This window comes from Rhodococcus sp. OK611, from assembly GCF_003050885.1.
In the GTDB taxonomy this organism is placed as follows: Bacteria; Actinomycetota; Actinomycetes; order Mycobacteriales; family Mycobacteriaceae; genus Rhodococcus_G; species Rhodococcus_G oryzae.
Genome location: NZ_QAOZ01000009.1, coordinates 72,731 through 96,623 on the forward strand (window position 1 = coordinate 72,731; position 23,893 = coordinate 96,623).

Below are 23,893 nucleotides of genomic sequence, written 5' to 3' on the forward strand. Positions count from 1 at the left end.
GTAGTTTGCCTACCCTAAGGGTAGGTAGCCTATCCTAAGGTCCGAAATCGCGGCGACGACCGGCGCCGCGCGACGAAGATCGGACCTGTATGTCTTCTCCCTCGGATTCGACGGCACTCCCGCACGCCACCGGCCAGTGGCTTCCCGTCACCGCCGCCCAGTCCGAGGTGTGGGTCGCGCAGCAGCTCACCCCTGCCAGCCCGGCCTACAACATCGCCCTCACCGTCGAGGTGAACGGGCCGCTCGACATCGCCCGCGCGGTCGAGTCCGTGTACATGACCATCCGGCGCGCCGAGGCGCTGCACGTGCGGTTCGCGGTCGGGGCGGACGAGGTGCTGCGGCAGCAGCGACTCGATCCGGAGGGGTGGACCCTGCGGATCGTCGATCTGCGCGGTCGGCCGGATCCCCTCGCAGCCGCCCGCGCGTGGGTCGAGAACGACATGCAGACCGTCGCCGAGCTCGAGAGCGACGAGCCACTGTTCACCCAGGCGATCCTGCGGATCGAAGACGAGCTCACGTGGTGGCACCAGCGCTACCACCACAGCATCATCGACGGGTACGGCATCGTGCTGCTGGTCGCCGAGGTCGTCGGCAGGCAGGAACACCCGGAGCTGCTGTTCGACGAGCAGGACTGGTCGCTGCAGACCGCGATCGACGCGGACGTCGAGTACCGCGTGTCCGGGCGGTACGAGGCGGATCGTGCCCACTGGCTGGAATGGCTGGCCGACGCCCCCGAACCCCCCGTGCTGCTGCCGCCCTCGCCGGACCCCACCGCGCCGCCGATCAAGGCGACCGTCGAACTCGACCCCGAGACCGTTGCCGGGCTGTTCCGGTTCGCCGACGCCCAGGACATCCGGCGCAACCGGATCCCGTTCGCGATGATCGCCGCCTATCTGCACCGGGTCAGCGGCCAGACCGACCTGATGCTGTCGGTGCCGCTGACCGGCCGCACCGGTCGGGCGCTGCGGAACCTGCCGTCGATGGCCTCGACCATCCTGCCGATGCGACTGCGGGTGGACGGCGACAGCACACTGGCCGCACTGGCGGCACACATCGACAAGGGGCTGGTCGGGCTGCTCCGGCACGGCCGCTACCGCGGCGAGGACCTCGCAAGGGAGATGCGCGCGCTCGACCCGTCGCGGCGCGTGTTCGGCCCCGGCGTGAACATCGTGATGTTCGAGCACCCCATGACCTTCGGCGGCAGCCCCGCGTCCGCGCAGAACATGGTCACCGGCGCGATCGGCGAGCTGGACTTCACCGTGCAGGGCGGTCAGGAGGGTCAGTCGATCAGGATCGACCTGCGCGTCGGTGCGGGCCTGGAGGACGAACTCGAGCGGCACCGCGTGCAGTTCACCGAGTTCCTCCGCCAGCTCGCCGCCGCGCCCGAGGCCCCGGTCTCGCGGTTCGACGTGCTGTCGGACGCGCAGCGGCGCCAGGTGCTGGTGGACTTCAACGACACCGCCCGGCCGCAGCCCAGCCACACCGTGCCCGAACTGTTCGCGGCTCAGGTCGCGGCGACCCCGGACCGGGAGGCGTTGATCGCGGGCGAGGTCCGGCTCAGCTACCGGGACCTCGGCGCGCGGGTGAACCAGCTCGCCCGACACCTGACCGAGCGTGGACTGGCGCCGGAAGAGGTTGTCGCGGTCGGTGTTCCGCGTTCCGCCGAGATGGTCGTCGGACTGCTCGCGGTGATGGCCGCGGGCGGCGCCTTCGTGCCCCTCGACCCGGCCTGGCCGCAGGACCGCCGCGACCAGGTGCTCGCCGATGCGGGCGCACGGCTGGTGCTCACCGGACCGGGCGGGGTGCAGGCCTCGCCGGACGCCGCGGTCGCGGTGGACCTGGCCGACTGGGCGCACGGGTTGCAGTCCGCGGATCCGCTCGACGCCGCGATCGAGGGCCGGTCGCTGGCCTACGTCATCTTCACCTCCGGTTCCACCGGCAGGCCCAAGGGCGCGATGATCCGCCACGAGGCGATCTGCGCCCGGTTGCTGTGGCAGGTCGAGGAGGTGCTCGGGTTCGGCGTCGACGACGCCTCACTGTTCAAGGCGCCGCTCTCCTTTGACATCTCGGTCAACGAGATCCTGCTGCCGCTGGTCTCCGGCGGCAGGCTGGTGGTCGCCGAGGCGGGCGGCGAGCGCGACCCGCACTACCTGCTCGACCTCATCGAACGCGAGCGGGTCACCTTCGTGTACCTGGTCTCGTCGATGCTCAGCGTGCTGCTGGACCTGGCCGAGGGCGGCCGCTCGCTCGACGGACTCCGGCACGTCTGGTGCGGCGGCGAGGTGCTCACCCCGGAACTGTTCGACCGCTTCCGGCGCCGGCTCAGCACCACCCTCTACCACGGCTACGGCCCCGCCGAGGCGACGATCGGTGTCTCCCATGTGATCTACCGCGATCGCGCCGAGCGGATCGCGTCCTCGATCGGCAGGCCGAACCCCAACACCCAGCTGTACGTGCTGGATTCGCAGCTGCGGCCGGTGCCGCCCGGAGTCGGCGGCGAACTGTATGCCGGCGGCTACCTGCTCGGCCGGGGCTACGTCGGGGCGGCCGCCATGACGGCCTCCCGATTCATCGCCAACCCCTTCGCCGAGGACGGGTCCCGGCTCTACCGCACCGGTGACCTCGCGCGGTGGGCGGAGGACGGCAGCCTCGACTTCATCGGTCGCGCCGACAACCAGGTCAAGATCCGCGGCATGCGCCTCGAGCTCGAGGACGTCGAGGCCGCGCTCGCGTCGCACCCGGGCGTCCGTGACTGTGCGGTGCTGGTGCGCGAGAACAACGGATCCAAGTACCTTGCGGGCTATGTGGTCTCGCACGCGACACACCCGGGGCTGACCTCCGATGAGGTGCGGGCCTGGGCGGCGGCCAAGCTGCCCGAGTACATGGTGCCCACCGTCGTGTTGGTCCTCGACGAGTTCCCGCTGACCCCGAACGGCAAGCTGGACCGGCGGGCACTGCCGGAACCGGACCTGCGCGCCGCGCTGCCCGGGCTGGCTCCGCGCACCGAGCGAGAGCAGCAGCTGTGCGCCATCATCGCCGGGGTGCTCGGCGTCGACAGCGTCGGCGTCACCGACGACTTCTTCGCGCTCGGCGGTGACAGCATCGTCGCCATCCAGCTGGTGAACCACGCGCGCGGCGCCGGCCTGAACTTCAGTGCCCGCGAGGTCTTCCAGTTGCGCACCGCGGAGGCCCTCGCCCGCGAGATCGAGGGCCGCGCGGAGGCGTTGGTGGACCGGCTCGACGTGCCGCTCGGCGAGGTTCCCGCGACGCCGATCATCGCGCACACCAGCGAATCCGGCGAGGCCGTCGCCCGGTTCCACCAGTCGGTGCTCGTGCAGACGCCGATCGGGTTCGACGCGGACGCGGCGCGCGCGGCGCTGGCCGCGGTGATCGAGCGCCACGATGCGCTGCGCGCCGCGCTGGTCCGCGGTGAGCGCTGGGCGCTGTCGGTGCCGGAGACCGCGGCCGCGACGGACCTGCTCCTGCTCGACGCGGAGCACCTGTCCGAGGCCGAGCTAGACGCCGTGGTTTCACGCGAAACAATCGCCGCCGCAGCGCGACTCGACCCCGACGCGGGCGCGATGGTCGCGGCGGTCTGGTTCGACGGCGGGACGGACCGCCCGGGCCGGCTGTTGCTGGTTGTGCACCACCTGGTGGTGGACGGCGTGTCCTGGCGGATCCTGCTCGAAGACCTGGCCAGGGCGGGATCGGCGGCGACGGCGGGCATTCCCGTCGAGCTGGCCCCGGTGGGCACCTCGCTGCGCCGGTGGTCCCAGCTGCTGTCCGAGCGGGCCGAATCCGGTGCGTTCGACGGCGAACTCGATCACTGGCTCTCGGTGTCGCGGACACCGGACCCCGCGCTCGGATCCCGCGGGCTCGACCCGGCGCTCGACCGCTGCGGCGCGGCCGAGTCGATCACGGTGAGTCTGGCGCCCGAGTTCACCGGTCCGCTGCTCGGGGCCGTGCCCGCCGCGTTCGGCGGTCAGGTCGGCGACGTGCTGCTCACCGGACTCGCCGCCGTGCTGGCGGACTGGCGCGGCCAGGCCGGGTCCGGCACCCAGGTGGTCATCGACCTCGAGGGCCACGGCCGCGAGGAGGACGCCGCGGGCAGGCCGGTCGACCTTGGCCGCACGGTCGGCTGGTTCACCAGCCTGTACCCGGTCCGGATCGACGCGGGTGCGCTCGCGGACGGCCTCGACCCGGCCGCGCTCGGCGTGGCGGTGAAGACGGTCAAGGAACAGCTGCGGGCGGTGCCCGGCAACGGTATCGGCTACGGCGCGCTGCGATACCTGAGCCCGTCGGGTGCCGAGCTGGCCGGTGGCGTCACCCCGCAGGTGCTGTTCAACTACCTGGGCAGGGTTTCCGCCTCCGAGGGCGCGGACTGGCTGCCGATCGCGATGGACGGCGCCAACGACCCCGATGCGCCGATGGGCCACGCCATCGAGTTCAACGCGATCGCGGAGGACGGACCCGACGGGCCGACCCTGCGCACCACCATCACCTGGGCGCCAGGGTTGTTCCCCGCGGCGCGGATCGCCGCCCTGTCCGAGGCCTGGACCGCGGTGCTGCGTGCGCTCGCGGCGAGCGCCCCGTTCGGCGGCCACACCCCCTCGGACTTCCCGCTCGCGCGGCTGGGCCAGGCGGACGTGGACCAGCTCGAGGCCGCGGCCGCCGAGCTGGTCGACGTGCTGCCGATGACCCCGCTGCAGGAGGGCATCTACTTCCACAGCGCGTTCGAGACCGAGCACTCCGATCCCTATGTGGTGCAGCAGATCATCGAGCTGACCGGTCCGGTGGACCCGCAGGCGCTGCACACCGCGCTGCAGACGGTCGTGGACCGGCACGCGGCGTTGCGCACCGGGCTGCGGGCGGTGTCCGACGGCCGGGTGGTGCAGGTGGTCTCCGGCGAGGCCCTGGTCCCGATGGATGTGGTGGACCTGCGTGGGCTTGGTGCCGACGAGGTCTCGTCCCGGGTCCGGCAGATCCTCGCCGACGAGCGGGTGCGCGGGTTCGACCTCGAGCAGGCGCCGCTGCTGCGGTACGTGCTGGTGCTCGTCGGACCGGGCGAGCACTTGCTGCTGCAGTCGATCCACCACATCGTGGCCGACGGCTGGTCGGTGCCGGTGATGCTGCGCGAGCTGATGGCGCTGTACACGCCCGCGGGCTCGGCGCCCGCGGCGCTGCCCGCCCCGGAGCCGTACCGGAACTACCTGGGCTGGTTGGGCTCCCGTGATCGGGAGGCATCGATCGAGGTGTGGCGCGCCGCGCTCGACGGTGTCGACGAGCCGACCGGGCTCAGCAAGGCCGAGCGCGGCACCGAGGTCGGTGTCCGCGAGGTCGAGGTCAACCTGTCGGCGGCGCAGACAGCGGACCTCATCGCGTTCGGTCGAGCTCGCGGATTGACGCTGAGCACCCTGGTGCACGGCGCCTGGGGCCTGCTGCTGGGCCGGCTCACCAAGCGCCGCGATGTGCTGTTCGGCTCGACGGTGTCCGGGCGCGGCGGCGACCTGCGCGGCATCGAGACCATGGTCGGGTTGTTCATCAACACGGTGCCCGCTCGATTGCGGTACCGCGCCGAGGAATCCGCCGCGGAGGCGCTGACGCGTTGGCAGGACGAGCAGTCGAGGCTGCTCGAGCACCAGTACATCGGTCTGAGCGAGCTGCGCAGGCTGACCGGGCTGCAGGAGCTCTTCGACACCCTGGTGGTGTTCGAGAACTACCCGATGGGCGAGGGTGCCGTTGCGGACCCCTCCGGCCGGCTGGAGATCACCGGCATCACCTTCGAGGAGAACCCGCCGTACCCGGTGACGCTGATCGTCGCGCCCGGTGACGAGCTGCGGCTCGAGGTCAAATACCAGGCCGCGGTGGTCGACTCGGCCACGGCCAACCGGTTGGCCGACGGCATGGTGTCCTTCCTCGGCGAGCTGGTGCGCGACGGCGACCAGCCGATCTCCGCGCTGGCGCTGGTGACCGCGGCCGAGCGGGACGAGCTGGAGGCGAGCTGGGCCGCGTCCCTCGGATCCGCCGAGGACCGCACCCTCACCGACCTGCTCGACGAGCAGGCCGCCCGGACCCCGGAGGCGGTCGCCGTCGAGTTCGAGGGCGCCGCGCTCACCTATGCCGAGCTGCACGCGCGGGCGAACCGGCTGGCGCGAGACCTCGTCGACCGGGGGGTGGGACCGGAGTCGCTCGTCGGCGTCGCGCTCGGACGTTCCCTCGAACTCATGGTCGCGCTGCTGGCGATCGGCAAGGCGGGCGGCGCGTACCTGCCGCTCGACCTCGACTACCCGGCCGACCGGTTGTCGTACATGCTCGCCGACGCGGAGCCCGTGTGCGTGCTCACCGACGGCGGGCCGTTCGACACCGGGCTGCCGGTGCTGACGGTGGATCTGTCCGAGCCTCTGGGGGATTCGGGTGTGCTGCCGGCGGTCGCCAGGGCCGTGGCGGGCAATCCCGCCTACGTGATCTACACCTCGGGTTCGACCGGCAGGCCCAAGGGCGTGCTGGTGCCGCACGAGGCCATCGTCAACCGGCTGCTCTGGATGCAGTCCGAGCACCCGCTGGCGGTCGGGGAGCGGGTGCTGCAGAAGACGCCGTCGAGCTTCGACGTCTCGGTGCCGGAGTTCTTCGGGCCGTTGACCGCCGGGGCCACCGTCGTGCTTGCCCGTCCCGGCGGGCACAAGGATCCGGCGTACCTCGCCGGCCTGATCGCCGAACGCGGCATCAGCCGTGCGCATTTCGTTCCGTCCATGCTCGACCTGTTCCTGGCGGAGCCGGGCGCCGCCGCCTGCACCGCGCTGCGGGTCGTCGGCTGCTCGGGTGAGGCGCTGCCGGCGGCATCGGCCCGGCGCTTCGCCGAGGTGCTGCCGGGAGTGCGGCTGGACAACCTCTACGGGCCCACCGAGGCCGCAGTCGAGGTGAGCTACTTCTTCGGGGCGCAGGAGGTTTCGTCGGCGGCGCTCAGCGTGCCGATCGGCGCACCGGTTGCGAACACCCGGCTGTACGTCCTCGATCAGTACCTGAACCCGGTGCCGCCGGGTGCCGAGGGCGAGCTGTACCTGTCCGGGCCGCAGCTGGCCCGCGGCTACCTCCGCCGCGGCGCGCTGACAGCGGATCGGTTCGTCGCCGACCCGTTCGTCGCAGGCACCCGGATGTACCGGACCGGCGACCTGGTGCGGTCTGTGGATGGGGAACTGGAGTACGTCGGCCGCGCCGACGATCAGGTGAAGCTGCGCGGCTTCCGGATCGAGCTCGGCGAGATCGAGGCCGCGCTGCTTGCCGATCCGTCGGTGGCCCAGGCTGCCGTCCTGGTGCGCGAGGACCGCCCCGGCCAGCAGCGTCTGGTCGCCTACGTGGTGCCCTCCGGGCCCGTGAGTCCTTCTGGCCCCCAGGGGGACCAGAAGTACGCACAGGCGCTGGCCGCCTCGCTGCCGGAGTACATGGTGCCCAGCGCCTTCGTGGAGCTGGACGCATTGCCGTTGAGCCCGAGCGGCAAGCTCGACCGCAAGGCCCTGCCCGCGCCGGACTTCTCCGCCGCGGTGTCGGCACCCGCGCCGAGCACGGGCACGGAGGGACGCATCGCCGCCCAGTTCGCCGAGGTGCTCGGTCTGGACCGGGTGGGACCGGGCGACGACTTCTTCACCCTCGGCGGCGACAGCATCCTGGCGATCCGGCTGGTGAACCTTGCCCGCCGCGACGGTGTCACGCTCACCCCCCGCCAGATCTTCGAGCAGCGCACCCCGGCCGCGATCGCGCGGTTGGTCGGCGAGGCGGACCCGGTCGCCCAGGCGGACACGCCCGACGCACCCGTCGCCGACGGCATCGGCGAGGTCATCCCGCTGCCGGTCGTGCACCGGCTCTCCGAATGGTCCGGCGGCACCGACCGCTTCAATCAGGCGGTGCTGCTGCACACCCCGGCGGGCGCCGACGCGCGCGGCCTGACAGCGGCGCTGCAGGCCCTGCTCGACCACCACGACGGCCTGCGTGCCCGCCTGACCCGGCACGCGCCCGGCGTGTGGTCGACGGTGACCACCGAACCCGGTTCGGTGAGCGCCGACGCCCTCCTCACCACCGTCGACGCCCGCGACCAGGAGTCGCTGCGCGACATCGTCACCGAGCACTCCGAGGCGGCGACCGAGCGCCTCGACCCCGAGTCGGGCGTGATGCTGCAGGCGGTGTGGTTCGACGCCGGACCGGAGACCACCGGCCGCCTGCTGATCGTCGCCCACCACCTCGTGGTGGACGGGGTGTCCTGGCGGATCCTGCTCGAGGACCTCGCGATGGCGAACGTGGCGTCGGCATCCGGTCAGGATGCGGCGCTCGATCCCGTCGGCACCTCGTTGCGCGGGTTCGGCCGGATCGTCGCCGAGCAGGCCCAGGGCGCCGAGCGCCTCGCCGAGCTGGCGCACTGGACCACCGTGACGGCGCCAGGAGCGGCGCTGGTGCCGGAGGTCAGCGGGCACGCGACCATCGGAACCGGTTCCCAGCACCGGGTTTCGTTGTCCGTCGAGGACACCGTCGCCGCGCTGACGACCGTGCCGGCGCTGGCGAACGCCGACGTGACCGACGTGCTGCTCGGCGCGCTGCGGATCGCCGTCAGCCGCTGGCACCGCGACGCCGGCCGCGCCGCCTCGGACCTGCTGGTCGACCTGGAGCGGCACGGCCGCGAGGAGCTGACGCCGGGCGTTGACCTGTCCCGCACGGTCGGCTGGTTCACCAGCATCAGCCCGGTCCGGCTGCGGGCGGGCGAGCGACCGCTGGACGTGCTCAAGGACGTGAAGGAGCGGCTGCGGGACGCGCCCGACGGCGGCATCGGCTTCGGCATGCTGCGGTACTCGAACGCCCGCACCGCCGCCCTGCTCGCCGCCCGCGCGGAGTCGCAGGTCCTGTTCAACTACCTGGGCCGGATGCCGTCGGCCGATCTCGGCGTCGCGGTCCCGTGGGCCCCTGCGCCCGAGACCGATACGCTGTCAACCGATCCCGATGCCGACATGGGCGGTCCCTACCTGCTGATCGTCAACGCGATCTGCGAGGACACGGCCGAGGGCCCGGTGCTGCGCGCGAACTTCGGCCGCTCGGACCTGGGGCTGACCGAGTCCGACGGTGAGGCGCTGAGCCAGGGCTGGGCCCAGGCGGTGCGCGAGCTCGTCGAGACCGCGGCGCGCCACGATGGACCCGGCGTCCTGACACCGTCCGACGTGCCCCTGGTGGCGCTGACCCAGGACGAGCTGGACCTGATCGCCGAGCGCAGTCCCGCCGGGGTCGACGCGGTGTGGCCGCTGTCCCCGCTGCAGGAGGGCCTGTACTTCCAGGCGACCTTCGACACGTCGCCGGCGGCGACCCGTGACGCTCCCGCCGACATCTACACCGCGCAGTTCTCGCTGGACTTCGAGCATCGCCTCGACGTCGAGCGGCTGGCCGCCGCGCTGCGCACCCTGCAGCGCCGGAACCCGACGCTGCGTGCGGGATTCCTCAGCGACGGCCTCACCACGCCGGTGCAGTTCATCACCGCCGACCTCGACGTCCCGATCCTCGAGTTCGACCTGCGTGAGCTGGCGGAGTCCGAGCGCGAGGCCCATGCCGCCGAGCTGATGGCCACCGACCGGCTCACCCCGTTCGACCTGACGGCGCCGCCGCTGTGGCGGGCGATGGTGATCCGTCTCGACGACAACCGCGACCGCCTGGTGGTCAACCGACAGTTCCTGCTCTGGGACGGATGGTCGAACGGCATCGTCGTGAGCCAGCTGCTGGCGCTCTACGAGTCCGCGGGCGACGACGGCGGGTTCCCCACCGCGACGGGCGGTTTCGACGACTACCTGGGCTGGCTGCGCGACCGCGACAGCGAGACGGGGAAGGCGGAGTGGCGGCGCGCGCTGGCCGGTCTCGAGGAGCCGACCCTGCTCGGGTCGACCGTGGCCGGGGCGCCGGCGCTTCCCGGCCGTCGCGACACCGTGCTCACGGCGAACCTCAGCGAGCGGCTGCGGACCAGGGCCTCGGCGAGCGGGGTCACCTTCAACGCCGTCCTCAGCGGCGCGCTGGCACTGGTGCTCGGCGCCGCGACCGGGCGCGACGACGTCGTGTTCGGCATCACCGTCGCAGGCAGGCCCCCCGAGGTCGAGGGCCTCGACACGGTGGCCGGACTGTTCCTCAACACGGTCCCGGTCCGCACCACGCTGCGTCCGGCGGAGCGGGTGGAGGACCTGTTGCGGCGCAGCCAGTCCGAGCGTCTCGGCCTGATGCCGCACGACTACCTCGGACTGGCCACCATCGGACGCGAGTCCGATCACCGCCAGCTCTTCGACGTGCTCTACGTGCTGCAGAACTTCGTCGACGAGAACCAGGTGTCGGCGCTCAACAGCGCGCACGACATCAGCGGCGGCGACAGCGTCGACCACACGCACTACCCGCTGACCGTGGTGGTGACACCGGGCAACCGGGTGAAGATCAAGTTCGAGTTCCGCCCCGAGGCGGTGGCCGAGGCGACCGTCGAGTCGATGCTGGCCCGGTTCGTCGGGCTGCTCGAACTGTTCGCCGACGACGTGTCCGTGCCGGTCGGGTCGCTGGACCTGTCGCTGCCCGGCGAGCGCGCGGCGCTGGCGTCCCTCTCGGCCGAGCGGGAGCTGCCCGAATCCACCATCGCGGACCTGTTCGCGGAGGCGGCCGCGCGCACCCCGGACGAGGTCGCGCTCGTCTTCGGTTCGGAGTCGGTGACCTACCACGACCTCGACGGCCGGATCAATGCCATGGCCCGGCTGCTGCTGGCACACGGCGCCGGCCCGGAACGGATTGTGGCGCTTGGCCTGCCGCGGTCGGTGGAGATGGTGGTCGCGCTGTTCGCGGTGCTGCGCACCGGGTCGGCGTACCTGCCGCTCGAGCTGGACCACCCGGCGGAGCGCCTGCTCGGGATGCTCGAGGACGCCCGGCCGGTGGCACTGGTGACCACCGTCGCGGTCCGCGAGACCCTCGCCGGGTTCCAGGGCGAGGCGATCGTCCTCGATGGCGACGCGACCCGGGACCACGGCACCGGACCGCTTACGGACGCCGAGCTGGGCGGCTTCGCCCCCGGCACCCCCGGGCGGCTGGACCACCCGGCGTACGTCATCTACACCTCCGGCTCGACCGGTAAGCCGAAGGGCGTGGTCACCGGCTACCGCGGCCTGACCAATATGCAGTTCAACCACCGCGCGGAGATCTTTGACCCGACGATCTCGATGACCGGCGGCCGTCGCCTCCGGATCGCGCACACCGTGTCGTTCGCGTTCGACATGTCCTGGGAGGAGCTGCTCTGGCTCGTCGAGGGTCACGAGGTGCACATCTGCGACGAGCACCTGCGCCGCGACGCGGAGGCACTGGTCACGTACTGCAACGCGCACGCCATCGACGTCGTCAACGTGACGCCGACCTACGCGCAGCACCTGTTCGAGGAGGGCCTGCTCGGCGACGGTCCTGGCGAGCACCGGCCGCCGCTGGTGCTGCTCGGCGGCGAGGCGGTGCCGGATTCGGTGTGGAGCCGGCTGCGGGACACGGAGGGGACGTTCGGCTACAACCTGTACGGCCCCACCGAGTACACGATCAACACGCTCGGCGGCGGTACCGCGGACTCCGCGACGCCCACGGTCGGCAAGCCGATCTGGAACACCAGGGCCCACATCCTCGACTCGTGGATGCGTCCCGTCGCGGACGGGGTGGCCGGTGAGCTGTACATCGCGGGCATCGGCCTGGCCCGCGGCTACCTGGACCGTTTCGGCCTGACCGCCGAGCGCTTCGTGGCCGACCCGTTCGCTGCGGGCGGCCGGATGTACCGCACCGGCGACCTGGTGCGGCGCGGCGTCGATGGCAATATCGACTTTCTCGGCCGCACCGACGCCCAGGTGAAGATCCGCGGTCACCGGGTCGAGCTGGGCGAGATCGAGGCGGTCCTCGCCGGCCTCGACGGGGTGCGGCAGTGCGCCGTCATCGCGGCGCCCGGCCCCGGCGGCGTCAAGCGGCTGGTCGCCTACGTGGTGCCCTCCGGGCCCGTGAGTGGTTTCGGCCCGCAGGGGGGCCAGAAGTACGCACAGGCGCTCCGCGCCTGCCTGCCGGACTACATGGTGCCGGCGGCCTTCGTACCGACCGAGACCTTGCCGATGACGGTAAACGGCAAGCTCGACGCGCGAGCACTGCCGCCGGTGCCGGACGCGGTCGGTTCGGGATCACGCGCTCCCGCCGACCACATCGAGCAGGCGCTGTGCGAGCTGTTCGGTGAGGTGCTCGATGTCGGCGAACTCGGTGTCGAGGACAGCTTCTTCGACCTCGGCGGGCACTCGCTGCTGGCGACCAGGCTGATCAGCCGGGCCCGGTCGGCGCTGTCGACCGAGCTGACGATGCGGGACCTCTTCGAGGCGCCCACCGTGGCGGAGCTGGCGGAGCGGGTCCGCGCGCGGGGCCAGGCGGTGCGGCCGGGGCTGGCGCCCGCGGCCCGGCCCGAGAACCTGCCGATGTCCTCCGCGCAGCAGCGGCTCTGGCTGATCCAACAGATCGAGGGGGAGTCGGTCTCGACGGACGGCGTGCCCGCCGGGGCTGCCTACAACTTCCCGATCGTGTTGCGCCTGAAGGGCGAACTCGATCCCGAGCTGTTCTCGACCGCGCTCGCGGACGTGGTCAGCAGGCACGAGTCGCTGCGAACCGTGTTCGGCGAGGTCGACGGCCTGCCCGTGCAGCGGATCCTCGACGAGGCGATCCCGGAGCTGACGGTGGTGGACGGGACCGAGGCCGAGATCGCGGGCCTGGTCCGCGGCGCCGTGCTGCGTCCCTTCGACCTGACCCGTGAGATCCCGGTGCGCGGCACCGTGATCCGGCTGGCTGCAAACGATCACGTCCTCGCGCTGGTGCTGCACCACATCGCCACCGACGAGTGGTCGGACCGGCCGTTCCTGCGGGATCTGATGCTCGCCTACGCCTCGCGGGCGCACGGGCAGGCGCCGCAGTGGGAGCCGCTGGCCGTGCAGTACGCGGACTACACGCTCTGGCAGCGCGAGCTGCTCGGCGACCCCGCGGACCCGGATTCGGTTCTGAGCGAGCAGCTCTCGTACTGGGAGCGGACGCTGTCCGGTGCGCCGGAGGAGCTGACGCTGCCCACCGATCGGGCCCGGCCCGCACGGCCGAGCTTCGCGGGCGGCGCGATCGAGCTGGATCTGGATCCGCGCACCACCGCAGCGCTGCGGGCGCTGGCCACCGACAGCGGAGCGAGCATGTTCATGGTGCTGCACGCAGCCGCGGCGGCGCTGCTGCACCGCATCGGCGCGGGCGAGGACCTGCCGCTCGGCGCGCCCATCGCGGGCCGCACCGAGCAGGGCCTCGACGAGCTGGTCGGGTTCTTCGTCAACACGCTGGTGCTGCGCACCGACGTGAGCGGCAACCCGACGTTCGGTGAGCTGCTCGGCCGGGTCCGCGAGCTCGACCTCGCGGCCTTCACCCACGCCGACGTCCCGTTCGAATCCGTTGTCGAGCGCCTGAACCCGGCCCGCACGTTGGCCAGGAACCCGCTGTTCCAGGTGATGGTCGGCTACCACAGCCGGGCCGCCGACATCACGGAGCTCGGCGGGCTGACGCTGGAGCCGGTGCCGCTGCAGGAGCGGACCGCCAAGTTCGACCTGGTGTTCAACTTCACCGAGTTCCTGCCCGCGGCAGCGGATTCGGATGCCGGCGACGGCAAGATCACGCTGCGCCTGGAGTACGGCGCGGACCTGTTCGACCGGTCCACCGCCGACGCGATCGCGCACCGTCAGCTGGCGCTGCTCGACGCCGTCGCGCAGGAGCCGACGACGCCGATCGGCGCTGTCGACGTGTTCCTGCCCGGCGAGAGGGACCTGGTGCTGGTGGACTTCAACGACACCGGCCGGGAGGTGCCGGAGGAGACCCTCGACGCCTCGTTCGCGCGCTGGGTCGAGGCCACACCGGACGCGGTGGCCGCGCTCGACGAGCACCGCAGCGCCACGTACGCCGAGCTCGACGAGCGGTCCGATCGGATCGCCGCGGTGCTCGCCTGTCGCGGCGTCGGCGCGGAATCGGTGGTGGGCCTTGCTGTTCCGCGCTCGGTGGACATGGTCGCCTCGGTGTTGGCCGTCCTCAAGCTGGGCGCGGCCTACCTGCCGCTCGACCTGAGCCACCCCGCGGACCGGATCTCGTACATGCTGGCCGACTCGAACGCGGGGGTGCTGCTGAGCACCGCCGCGGAGTCCGCGCGGATCGACGAGGTGCCGGGCCTGCGCCGGGTGCTGCTCGACGAGCCGGGTACGGTCGCGGAACTGGCCGCGGCACCGAAGCCGGTGGCCGCGGTGCCCGACGGCATCGACCACGCCGCCTACGTCATCTACACCTCCGGATCCACCGGCAGGCCGAAGGGCGTGGTTGTCTCGCACGAGGGCATATCCAGCCTGGTCGCCACCGCCGAGGACCGGATGAAACTGGTCCCGGGTTCGACCGTGCTGCAGGTCGCCTCGGTCGGGTTCGACGTCGCGGTGTTCGAGCTGTCGATGGCGCTGTGCACCGGGTCGCGCCTGGTGATCGTGCCGGACCGCTCGCGGGTCGCGGGCCCGGAGCTCACCGACTTCATGCACGAGCACGAGGTCACGCACGCGATCATCCCGCCGTCGCTGATGGCCGCGCTGCCGCCTGGCGCCCTGGTGCCCGCGGGCTGCACGGTCCTGGTCGGCACCGAGACGGTGCCGCCGGACCTGATCGGGCGGTGGGCGGAGCGGCTGAACCTGCTGGCCGCCTACGGCCTCACCGAGGCCACGGTGAACAACACCCTGTGGCAGGCGCAGCCGGGCTGGAACCAGGCCGTGCCGATCGGCATCCCGGACCCCAACGAGCAGGCGTTCGTCCTCGACGCGCGACTGCGGCCGGTTCCGGTCGGCGTCGCGGGCGAGCTGTACATCGCCGGCCGCGGGCTTGCCCGCGGCTACCTCGGCAAGCCGGCGCTGACGGCGGGGCGTTTCGTCGCCAATCCGTTCGGCCCCGGCCGGATGTACCGCACCGGCGATCTGGCGCGCTGGCGTGCGGAGGGCAATATCGACTTCCTCGGCCGGGTCGACGACCAGGTGAAGATCCGGGGCTTCCGCATCGAGCTCGGCGAGATCATCGCGGCGCTCGCGGACGGCCCGGGCGTCAACCAGTCCGCGGTGGTCACCGACAGGGACGGGTCGATCGCCCGGCTGATCGGGTACGTGGTCCCGCACGAGGGTGCGGTGGTCGATCCGGCCGCAGTGCGCGCCCACGTGGCGTCCTCGCTGCCGGACTACATGGTGCCGAGCGTGGTCATCGTGCTGGACGGGCCGCTGCCGCTCACGCCTAACGGCAAGCTCGACCGCAAGGCGCTGCCCGCGCCGGACTGGTCGGAGCTGACCGGCGACGTCGCGCCGCGGACGCCGAGGGAGCGGGTGATCGCGGACCTGTTCGCGGAGATCCTGCACCTGCCCTCGGTCGGCGTGCACGACAACTTCTTCGACCTCGGCGGTCACTCGATGGCCTCGATGCAACTGGTCGGCCGGGTGCGCGCGGAACTGGGTGCCCAGCTGAGCATTCGGGAGGTCTTCGACGCGCCGACGGTCGCGGAGCTCGCCGAGCTGACCGAGGCGGACACCGGTGAGGGCAGGCCTGCCCTGATCGCGGGCGCGCCCCGCGATGGGGCCGCGCCGCTGTCGCCGCCGCAGCGCAGGCAGTGGCGGATGTACCGGGAGTCGCCGACCGCCAGCCACGCCCTCTCGCTCTATCCGGAGCGTCGGCTCGATGCCGAGTCGCTGGCGTTGGCGCTCGACGACGTGGTCTCGCGGCACGAGCCCCTACGCACGGTGTTCTTCGAGCGCGACGGCGAGGTGTTCGGCCAGGAGGCGGTGCGCCCGCAGGTCGGGCTGGTCGACATCGGCGACGGCGATCTGCACGCGCGGGTCTTCGAGCTGGCCCAGCAGCCGATGGATCTCACCGAGGAGGCACCGCTGCGGGTGCAGCTCGTGGAGGACGCGTCGGGTCGCCAGGCCCTGCTGCTGGTGATGCACTACCTGGCCGTCGACGAGTGGTCCGTGGTGCCGTTGCTCGGGGAACTGCTCGCCGGCTACCTGGCTCGGCAGGCGGGACATTCGCCCGACCTGCCGCAGCTGCCGGTGACCTATGGCGACTACGAGCTCTGGTCGCGGCAGGTGCTCGGCGATCCCGCCGATGAGTCGAGCAGGCACGCAACGCAACTCGCGTACTGGCGGCAGCGCCTGTCCGGCGTGCCGGAGGCACTGGCCATGCCGGGCGAGCGGCCGGGTGGTCCCCGCCGCGGCGACGTGGTGCCGCTGCCGATCGACGAGTCACTGCATCGCGAGATCGACGCGCTGGCCCGCCGGACCGGCACCTCGATGTTCATGGTGTTGCAGTCGGCACTGGCCGTCGCGCTCACCGAGGCCGGTGTGGGCGAAGACCTCCCGATCGGGGCCCTGGTCGCCGGCCGGACCGAGGAGGCACTGTCCGGGTTGATCGGCTGCTTCTTCAACACGGTGGTGCTGCGGACGGACACCTCGGGTGAACCGACCTTCGCGGAGTTGCTGGCCCGGGTCCGGGAGAGCAACCTGTCCGCGCTCGAGCATCAGGATGTCGGATTCGACGACGTGGCAACCGATCTCGGCGGCGACGCGCTGCGGCCTCAGGTGATGATCGTGCACCACGAACAGGCGCGCCTTGGCGAGGTGGACGGGGTCTTCGGGGGGCTGCTGCCGGTCCCGGTCGGGGAGCCGGTGTCGGACCTGACGCTGAGCTTCTACGAGCCCGTGGGGGAGGGTCCCGTGCACGCCTACCTCGGCTACCGGGCGCACGTGCTCGATCCCGCCATCGTGTCAGTGCTGGCGGACCGACTGCTGGCCGTGCTGGCCGTCGCGTGCGCCGACGCGGATCGCCGGATCGGGGTGATCAAGTGAGGGCCCGCCCAGCCACCCGAATTAGGGTAGGCTGCGCTACTATTCGGCGCGGCCCAAATGTTGGACCCCGAGCTATGTCAGCAACAAGCAGCACTGCCGCCGGCCGAACCGGCGAGGATGGATGACCGTCATGGATACGACTCTCTCGGCCGCTGACCGCGACCAGTCGCCGAGCTACGACCTGGTCGGTGTCGGCTTCGGGCCGTCCAACCTGGCGCTGGCCATCGCCATCGAGGAGCACAACGCGAGCTGCGCCCCCGGCGACCGGATCCGGGCGCACTTCCTGGAGAAGCAGGACCGCTTCCGCTGGCACCCCGGCATGCTGCTGGACGGTGCGACCATGCAGATCGCGTTCCCGAAGGACCTCGTGACCTTCAGGAACCCGGCCAGCTCGTTCAGCTTCTTCTCCTACCTGTTCGACAAGGGCAGGCTGGTCGACTTCGTCAACCACCAGACCTTCTTCCCGACCCGGCACGAATTCAATGACTACCTGCAGTGGGCGGCAGGCCGGGTCGACGCCGACGTGCGATACGGCACCGCCGTCACCGGCGTTCGCGGCCTGCCCGCCGCGGATGGGGCGGTGGACGAGTTCGAGGTCGAGACGGCCGACGGGCAGGTCCTGCGGACGCGGAACCTGATCGTCGGGGCCGGGCTGCGCGAGCGGATCCCGGAGTGGGCGACGCCGTCGGCGCGCTGCTTCCACAACCATCAGTTCCTGTTCCGGATCGACGAGCTGCCCGAGCTGCGGCACCAGCGCTTCGTGGTGCTCGGCGCCGGCCAGAGCGCTGCCGAGGTGGTCCAGTACCTGCACCGCAACTACCCGAAGGCCGAGGTGCACAGCGTCTTCTCGCGCTACGGCTACAGCCCGGCCGACGACAGCCCGTACGCCAACCGCATCTTCGACCCCGGCGCCGTCGACGAGTTGCACGGCGCCGACAGCACCGAGCGCGAGCGGATCCTGACCCTGCACAAGAGCACCAACTACTCGGTGGTCGACATCGAGCTGATCAACGAGCTGTACACCACCGAATACCAGGAACTGGTGCGCGGCCAGCGGCGCCTGTTCATGCGCCGGGCCTCCGAGATCGACGGCGTGGTCGAGACCGAGGAGGGCATCGAGGTGAGCGTGCGCAGCAGCCTCGACGGGCTGACCGACTCGCTGATGTGCGACGCGCTGGTGCTCGCCACCGGGTTCACCCCCACCCCGCTGAGCAACCTCATCGGCGATCTGGCCCCCGAGGGCGGGGTGGCCACCGAGGTGGACCGCGATTACCGGCTGGTCACCCCCGAGAACGTCCGGGGTGGCATCTACCTCCAGGGCGGCACCGAGAAAACGCACGGCCTCACCTCGTCGCTGCTGTCCAATGTCGCCGTTCGCGCCGGTGAGATCCTGAATTCTGTGCTGGATAATCGTCCCGACCACGGCGATCTTGATAGGGTCGAGGCGTCCGCTGGGACGGAAACCTCAGCGCTGGAAACACCGATGAACGAATTTGCGACAAGCGAGGCCAGATGAGCACCAATCCCTTTGACGACGAAGACGGCCGTTTCTACGTGCTCGTCAACGACGAGGACCAGCATTCGCTGTGGCCGACGTTCTCGGACGTCCCGCAGGGGTGGCGTGTGGTGTTCGGTGAGGACAGCCGCCAGGCGTGCGTCGAGTACGTCGAGGCCAACTGGACCGACATGCGCCCGAAGAGCCTGCGTGAGGCCATGGAACGCGACGCTGCCGAGCGCGGGAACCAGAGCTGACAACCCGGCGCCACCGGCGCCGGCGCATTGACTACAACGCCCGATTCTGACCCGACCTCCGTCGGCTCAGGGTCGGGCGTTTCAGCGTTCCTGTACGGCGCAGGATCCGCGGCCGCCGCATGGTCCGGGCGATCCACTCGCCGAGCGTGACCCCCGCGGCGAGCGCACATCCGATGCCGAAGGCCGATAGCAGCGCGCTGAAGCCGTCCAGTAACTCGTTGTTGAGCAGGGCGTACAGGCCGCGGTACAGGGCGAGACCCGGCAACAGCGGGGTGATGCCAGCGACCGCGATCACCTGCGGCGGGGTCAGCGCCCGGCGGGCCAGGATGCCGCCGACGGAGCCGACGACGGTCGCGGCGATGGCCGAGGCGATGACCGGGCCGATGCTCACGCTCAGCGCCAGGGCATAGACGAGGATGCCGGCGGCGCCGCCGATGCCCGCGATGGGCAGCGCCCGCCGCTCCGCGTAGCAGGCCACCGCGAAGAACAGCGAGGTGAACGCGCCCGCGACCACCTGCACCGGGATCTGGGCAAGCGCGGGCGGCGGGACGGTGGTCAGCACCGGCAGCGTCGAACCGAGGGCGCCCGCGATCCGCAGCGAGATCGCGACGCCCGCGATGATGCCGCCGGTCATCATGAGGACCTCGAAGAACCGCGCGACGGCGGTGATCGGTGCGCCGGTGATCGCGTCCTGCACCGAGCCGACCAGCGACAGCCCCGACAGCAGCACGATCACCCCTGCCGCGATGATCAGTGACGGCCGGATGGTGATGCCCAGCTGGTCGCTGAAGGTGTACAGCAGGCTGGCGGGCGCGGCGGCGATCAGTCCGCCCATCACGTGCTGGAAGAAGAACGGGAGCCCGATGGCGTTCAGCCTGCGGTTGACCCGGTCGATGACCATGGTGGTCAGAAAGCTGACGACCGCCACCAGCAGGTTGCCGCCGAGCAGCACCGAGGCGGAGGCGGCCATCGACGCCCACGCCAGCGTCGCCGTCCAGCGGTTGTAGGGATGCGGCGCGCGGGTGATCCGGGTCAGCTCGTCGTGCGCGTCGTCCGGGCTGACCGCCTCCGTCCGCAGTCGGCGGGTGAGCCGGTCGACCGCGGCGAGCCGGGTGAAGTCCAGCGACCGGTAGTGCACGATCCGCATGGTGGCGGCGGGCGGCATCGTCGGACCGCGGTGCGCGCTGATGCGGATCGCGTTGTAGGTGACGTCGACGTCGCAGCGCGCGAGCCCGTAGCTCGCGGCGACGAACTGGACCTGCGCGGTGGTGTCCATCGCGGAGGTGCCGGACGCGAGCAGCACCTCGCCGGATCGGAGGGCGATGTCGAGGACCTCGGCGACCTTGGCGTCGTCGGTCAGGTCGATCGGCTGGAGCGGCGCGGGGGCGGATGTCTGGTCGTCGACCACCGCCCGCTCTTCACCGATCAGCCGGTTCAGCGAGGTGAGTGCGTCGCGCAGGCGCCCCCTCGCCACGTCAGGACACCGCGTCCGCTTCGCTCAGATCCGTTGCCGCAAAAGCTGCTTCGAGGTCGTTGTGCCGGAAGATCGAGGTCACCTGATCGTGCACCACTCGGAAGGCGGTGGCGACGGTCGACTTCTCATCGGGCTTCGAGGCCCAAGAGGCCTCCTCCTCGACCACGACGACGCCCTCGTGCACGAACATGCGGCCCGGGGTCAGGGTCATGCCCGCGCTGGAGGCCCACTCACGCAATGCTGTGAGACCCTGTCCGGCACCCTGCGGGCCGCCCACCTCGACGTCGTCGCTGGACAACGCGAGGAGGGTGTCGATGTCGGAATCGTTCAGTGCGTCGTGCCACGCGAGAACCGTGGCGATCTCCGAGGTGCTCATGCCGTCCACGCTATCGGGTTTCCCGCCGCGGGGGCCGCGCACGGGCCGAGCGCCGTTTCGTGTGCGACCGCCGCGGCGGCGAACTAGGCTTTTGAGGCGCTGACGCTGGAGCGCCGGTGCCCGTATTCGTTCACGGAACGGGGCAGCGAGATGGTCGCGAATCGTCGAAGGCCGATCTCTGTCGTCTCGTGCGCTGCGTTCGCCATGGCGCTGGTCCTCACCTCGTGCTTCTCGACGACAGGGGAGCCGGGGGTCAACGCAGGTCCAGACGGCGCCCCCGCCTCCTACCGGGAGCCGGTCAAGCTGTCGAGCGAGGACGGCGTGCTCGAGGTGCGGCTGTCGGCCCACCAGGGCAAGGTCGCCCTCGACACGGCCTCGGGGCCGGTCTCGAATTTCCTGCTGTTCGGGTACGAGGTCATCCGGGGGACGGCATCGGACGGCTCGACCGAGGGCGAGGACGTGTACCCGGCGCCGACGCTGCGGGTCGATCCGGGCGAGCGCCTGATCATCCACTACGACAACGACCTGCGGGGCCTGACGATCGAGGACTTCAACGACCCCGCCTTCACCCCGGCAGGCGGCGACGTGCCGATCTACCCGCAGGCGCTGGAATCCGCGCCGCTGAACCTGCACACCCACGGGCTGCACGTGAGCCCCGACGGCAACGCCGACAACGTGCTGCTCGACATCCCCGCCGGGATGGGCAACCGTTACGACTACGCGGTTCCGGAGGACATGCCCAACGGAATGTACTGGTACCACAGCCATCGCCACACCCTCACCGCGCAGCAGACGTACCTGGGGCTCGCCGGTCTGCTGGAGATCGGGCGGCCGGACGGAAACCTGCCGCTGGTGACGCAGAACGAGATCCCGATCCGCGACATGGCGTTGCAGTACAACTTCGTCGTCGACCGCAAGGGCAGCGGGCGCCAGCTGAACAACGCGTACTGGTCGCAATGGGTGAGCACCTTGAAGCCGCCGGAAGGAGCACAACTCGCCGACGGCACCTACCGGCCGAGCCTGGCCCCGGTGAACTTCGACCAGACGACGAAGGGCTCCCGGTACATCACCAACTGGTATGCCGGTGCACTCTCTCCGGCCAACCATCGGGGGCAGAACCAGTTCATACCCGGCAACCTGCAGACCTTCACCAGCGACACGGTGACCGTCGCGGCGGACCCGTCGCTGCCGGACAACCAGCGCGACGTCCAATTCACCGTCAACGGCCAGTTCCAGCCGGAGCTGAAACTCGAACCGGGCCAGACGGAGATCTGGGTGCTGGCCAACATCAGTGACATCGCCTACATGCCGGTCCGGCTCACCGAGACGGCGACGGGCACCCATCCGACCTTCGCGATCGTCGGGCAGGACGGAAACCCCTTCACCCGGGTGGAGCCGCCGGTCGGCGGCGACGGCACCCGGCTCGTCATCCCTCCCGGCTCACGGTTCGCGATCGCGGTGACGATGCCGAAGACCGGCGACCTCGTCCTCGACATCCCGCCGCTGGAGGGGGCGAAGCCGGTCACCAACCCGGGCGTGCTCTACACCAACGACGGCACCGAGAACCCGCCCGCGGTGCTGGGGACGGTGACCGTGGACCCGTCGGTGATCAGCTACGCCGACGGCTTCTTCACCTTCCCCACCCAGACGCTGCTGCACGCGACCCCCGATAGCGGGCAGGGACAGACGACGGCCTTCGAGCCCGGCCAGAACCTCGACGCCTACACCTCGTTCGTGGACACCTCGGTGATGACGCCGGACGTGAAGCGGACGCTGACGGTCTCGGGCGGCTTCGGCAACGACAAGGCCAGCAACAGCGATCCGAAGGCCTTCACCTACGAGTTCGACGACAACACCTTCCCGAACATCCCCCTGCTCCAGCCGCGGCTGAACTCGGTGGAGGAGTGGACGGTCACCAACCTCAACAACGACGAGCATCCGATGCACATCCACGTCAACGATTTTCAGGTGATGGAGGTCGTGGACCCGGTGGCGGGCACCAGGACCGGTGTGCAGCCGTGGGGCATGGACAACGTGAACGTCCCCGCGCCGGTGACCGATGAGAACGAACAGGCGCTCGAACCGGCCTCGGTGACGCTGCGGACCAAGTTCACCGAGTACACCGGCACCTTCGTGATCCACTGCCACCGCCTCAATCACGAGGACAACGGGCTGATGGCGCTCGTCAGCGTGATCCCGGAGGTGTCCACGTACGCGGTCGCGGTGCCGGGGTTGCCGGGCACCCCCGCGACGGTGCGGGTGCATGACGGCAACGGCGACAAGGTGATCGCCGCCGTCACGCCGTTCCCGTCGTTCGAGGGCACCCCGACGGTGGCGATGGCCGACGTGAACGGAGACATGGTGCTCGACCTCGTCGTCGGCACCGGCGCGGGCCCCGAGTCGGAGGTGGTGGCCTACGACGGCGCCGACCGCGCCGACGGCGCGTTCAGCGCCGAGCTGACCCGGTTCGCCCCGTTCGACCCCGGGTTCCGCGGCGGGGTGAACGTCGCGGGTGTCGATATCGATGGAAACGCCTTGGCCGACAACATCATCGTGGGCACCGGCCCGGGCGCCCCGACGCAGGTCAAGGTGTTCTCCTCGACGCTGCCCGCCGGGAAGGGTGAGGCACCGGAGGTGTTCTCGAGCTTCACGCCGTACCCGGGGTCCGAGGCGGGGGTGTCCGTCGCGACGGGGCTGGTGGACACCGCCTCTGGCCGGGCCAGCATCGTGACCGCGCCGGGCCGGGGGGAGGCGCCGCGGGTGAAGACCTTCCGCTACGACCTGTTCGAGCCGACCGCGGCCGCGGCGGCGTCGAAGAGCGGCCACGGCGGGCACGGCGGCACGGGCGCGAGCGGCGGCGGCACCGACGATCCGACGATGACGTCGGAGTTCCTTGCCTTCGACGAGGGCTACCGCGACGGCGTCTCGCTCTCGACGGGCTGGGTGGCAGGCGCCGAGGGCGGCGCGAAGAGCATCGTGACCGGCATGGCGGGCGGGGCGGGCACGGTGCGGGTGTGGTCGAGCGGCTCGCGGCTCGACGGCGCGCCCGGGATGTACCTCGACAGCCCGGATCACCACTCGGGCCCAGTGGATTTCCGCCAGATCGCCTCGTTCGAGCCGTTCGCGGGCGGCGGGGTGCAGGTGGCCACCACCAGCACCACCACCGGCGCGGACCTGCTCGTCAGCGGCGCCGGTGCGACGGGATCCGAGGTCCGCAAGTTCGGGCTGGGCCGGGCGGACCCGCAGTCGACGACGCTGACGCCCGCGCCGCTTGGGGCGCTTCCCCCGCTGCCCGCGGCGGGCGCGGTTCCGCTGGGCGGACGGTAGTTCCGCGATCGACCCCGAAAACTCTTGACC

Annotated in this window: 6 protein-coding genes; 4 read left to right on the forward strand and 2 right to left on the reverse strand. The window is 71.2% G+C overall.

What is annotated here, in order from left to right; translation table 11 throughout:
- Positions 1-89 precede the first annotated feature (89 nt).
- The 3 genes from C8K38_RS12915 (at position 90) to C8K38_RS12925 (ending at position 18,686) form a co-directional block, all read left to right on the forward strand.
- Positions 90-16,934: a non-ribosomal peptide synthetase gene (locus C8K38_RS12915; protein WP_097211869.1), complete on the forward strand. Its 16,845-nt coding sequence runs from the start codon at positions 90-92 to the stop codon at positions 16,932-16,934.
- Positions 16,935-17,055: 121 nt separating this feature from the next.
- Positions 17,056-18,450 carry a lysine N(6)-hydroxylase/L-ornithine N(5)-oxygenase family protein gene (locus C8K38_RS12920; protein ID WP_097211870.1) on the forward strand — a complete coding sequence of 465 codons (1,395 nt, stop codon included), beginning with the start codon at positions 17,056-17,058 and terminating at the stop codon, positions 18,448-18,450.
- Positions 18,447-18,686: an MbtH family protein gene (locus tag C8K38_RS12925; protein WP_027503481.1), complete on the forward strand. Its 240-nt coding sequence runs from the start codon at positions 18,447-18,449 to the stop codon at positions 18,684-18,686. Before C8K38_RS12920 ends, C8K38_RS12925 begins: the two co-directional genes overlap by 4 nt.
- Before the next feature lie 31 nt (positions 18,687-18,717).
- Here the strand turns inward: C8K38_RS12925 and C8K38_RS12930 are convergent, their stop codons facing one another.
- Complete coding sequence (locus C8K38_RS12930) at positions 18,718-20,160, reverse strand: threonine/serine ThrE exporter family protein (RefSeq protein WP_257017481.1); 1,443 nt, start codon at positions 20,158-20,160, stop codon at positions 18,718-18,720.
- Position 20,161: 1 nt separating this feature from the next.
- A complete protein-coding gene (locus C8K38_RS12935; protein ID WP_097211994.1) occupies positions 20,162-20,536 on the reverse strand; it encodes a nuclear transport factor 2 family protein in 375 nt (124 codons plus the stop codon).
- Between the two features lie 150 nt (positions 20,537-20,686).
- On the opposite strand from C8K38_RS12935, the gene C8K38_RS12940 reads away from it, so the two are divergent.
- Positions 20,687-23,863: a multicopper oxidase family protein gene (locus C8K38_RS12940; RefSeq protein WP_097211871.1), complete on the forward strand. Its 3,177-nt coding sequence runs from the start codon at positions 20,687-20,689 to the stop codon at positions 23,861-23,863.
- The last annotated feature ends 30 nt before the right edge of the window (positions 23,864-23,893 follow it).

Coding starts and splice junctions, on each gene's coding strand:
- C8K38_RS12915 (WP_097211869.1), top strand. CDS start 90: ATGTCTTCTCCCTCGGATTCGACGGCACTCCCGCACGCCACCGGCCAG.
- C8K38_RS12920 (WP_097211870.1), top strand. CDS start 17,056: ATGACCGTCATGGATACGACTCTCTCGGCCGCTGACCGCGACCAGTCG.
- C8K38_RS12925 (WP_027503481.1), top strand. CDS start 18,447: ATGAGCACCAATCCCTTTGACGACGAAGACGGCCGTTTCTACGTGCTC.
- C8K38_RS12935 (WP_097211994.1), bottom strand. CDS start 20,536: ATGAGCACCTCGGAGATCGCCACGGTTCTCGCGTGGCACGACGCACTG.
- C8K38_RS12940 (WP_097211871.1), top strand. CDS start 20,687: ATGGTCGCGAATCGTCGAAGGCCGATCTCTGTCGTCTCGTGCGCTGCG.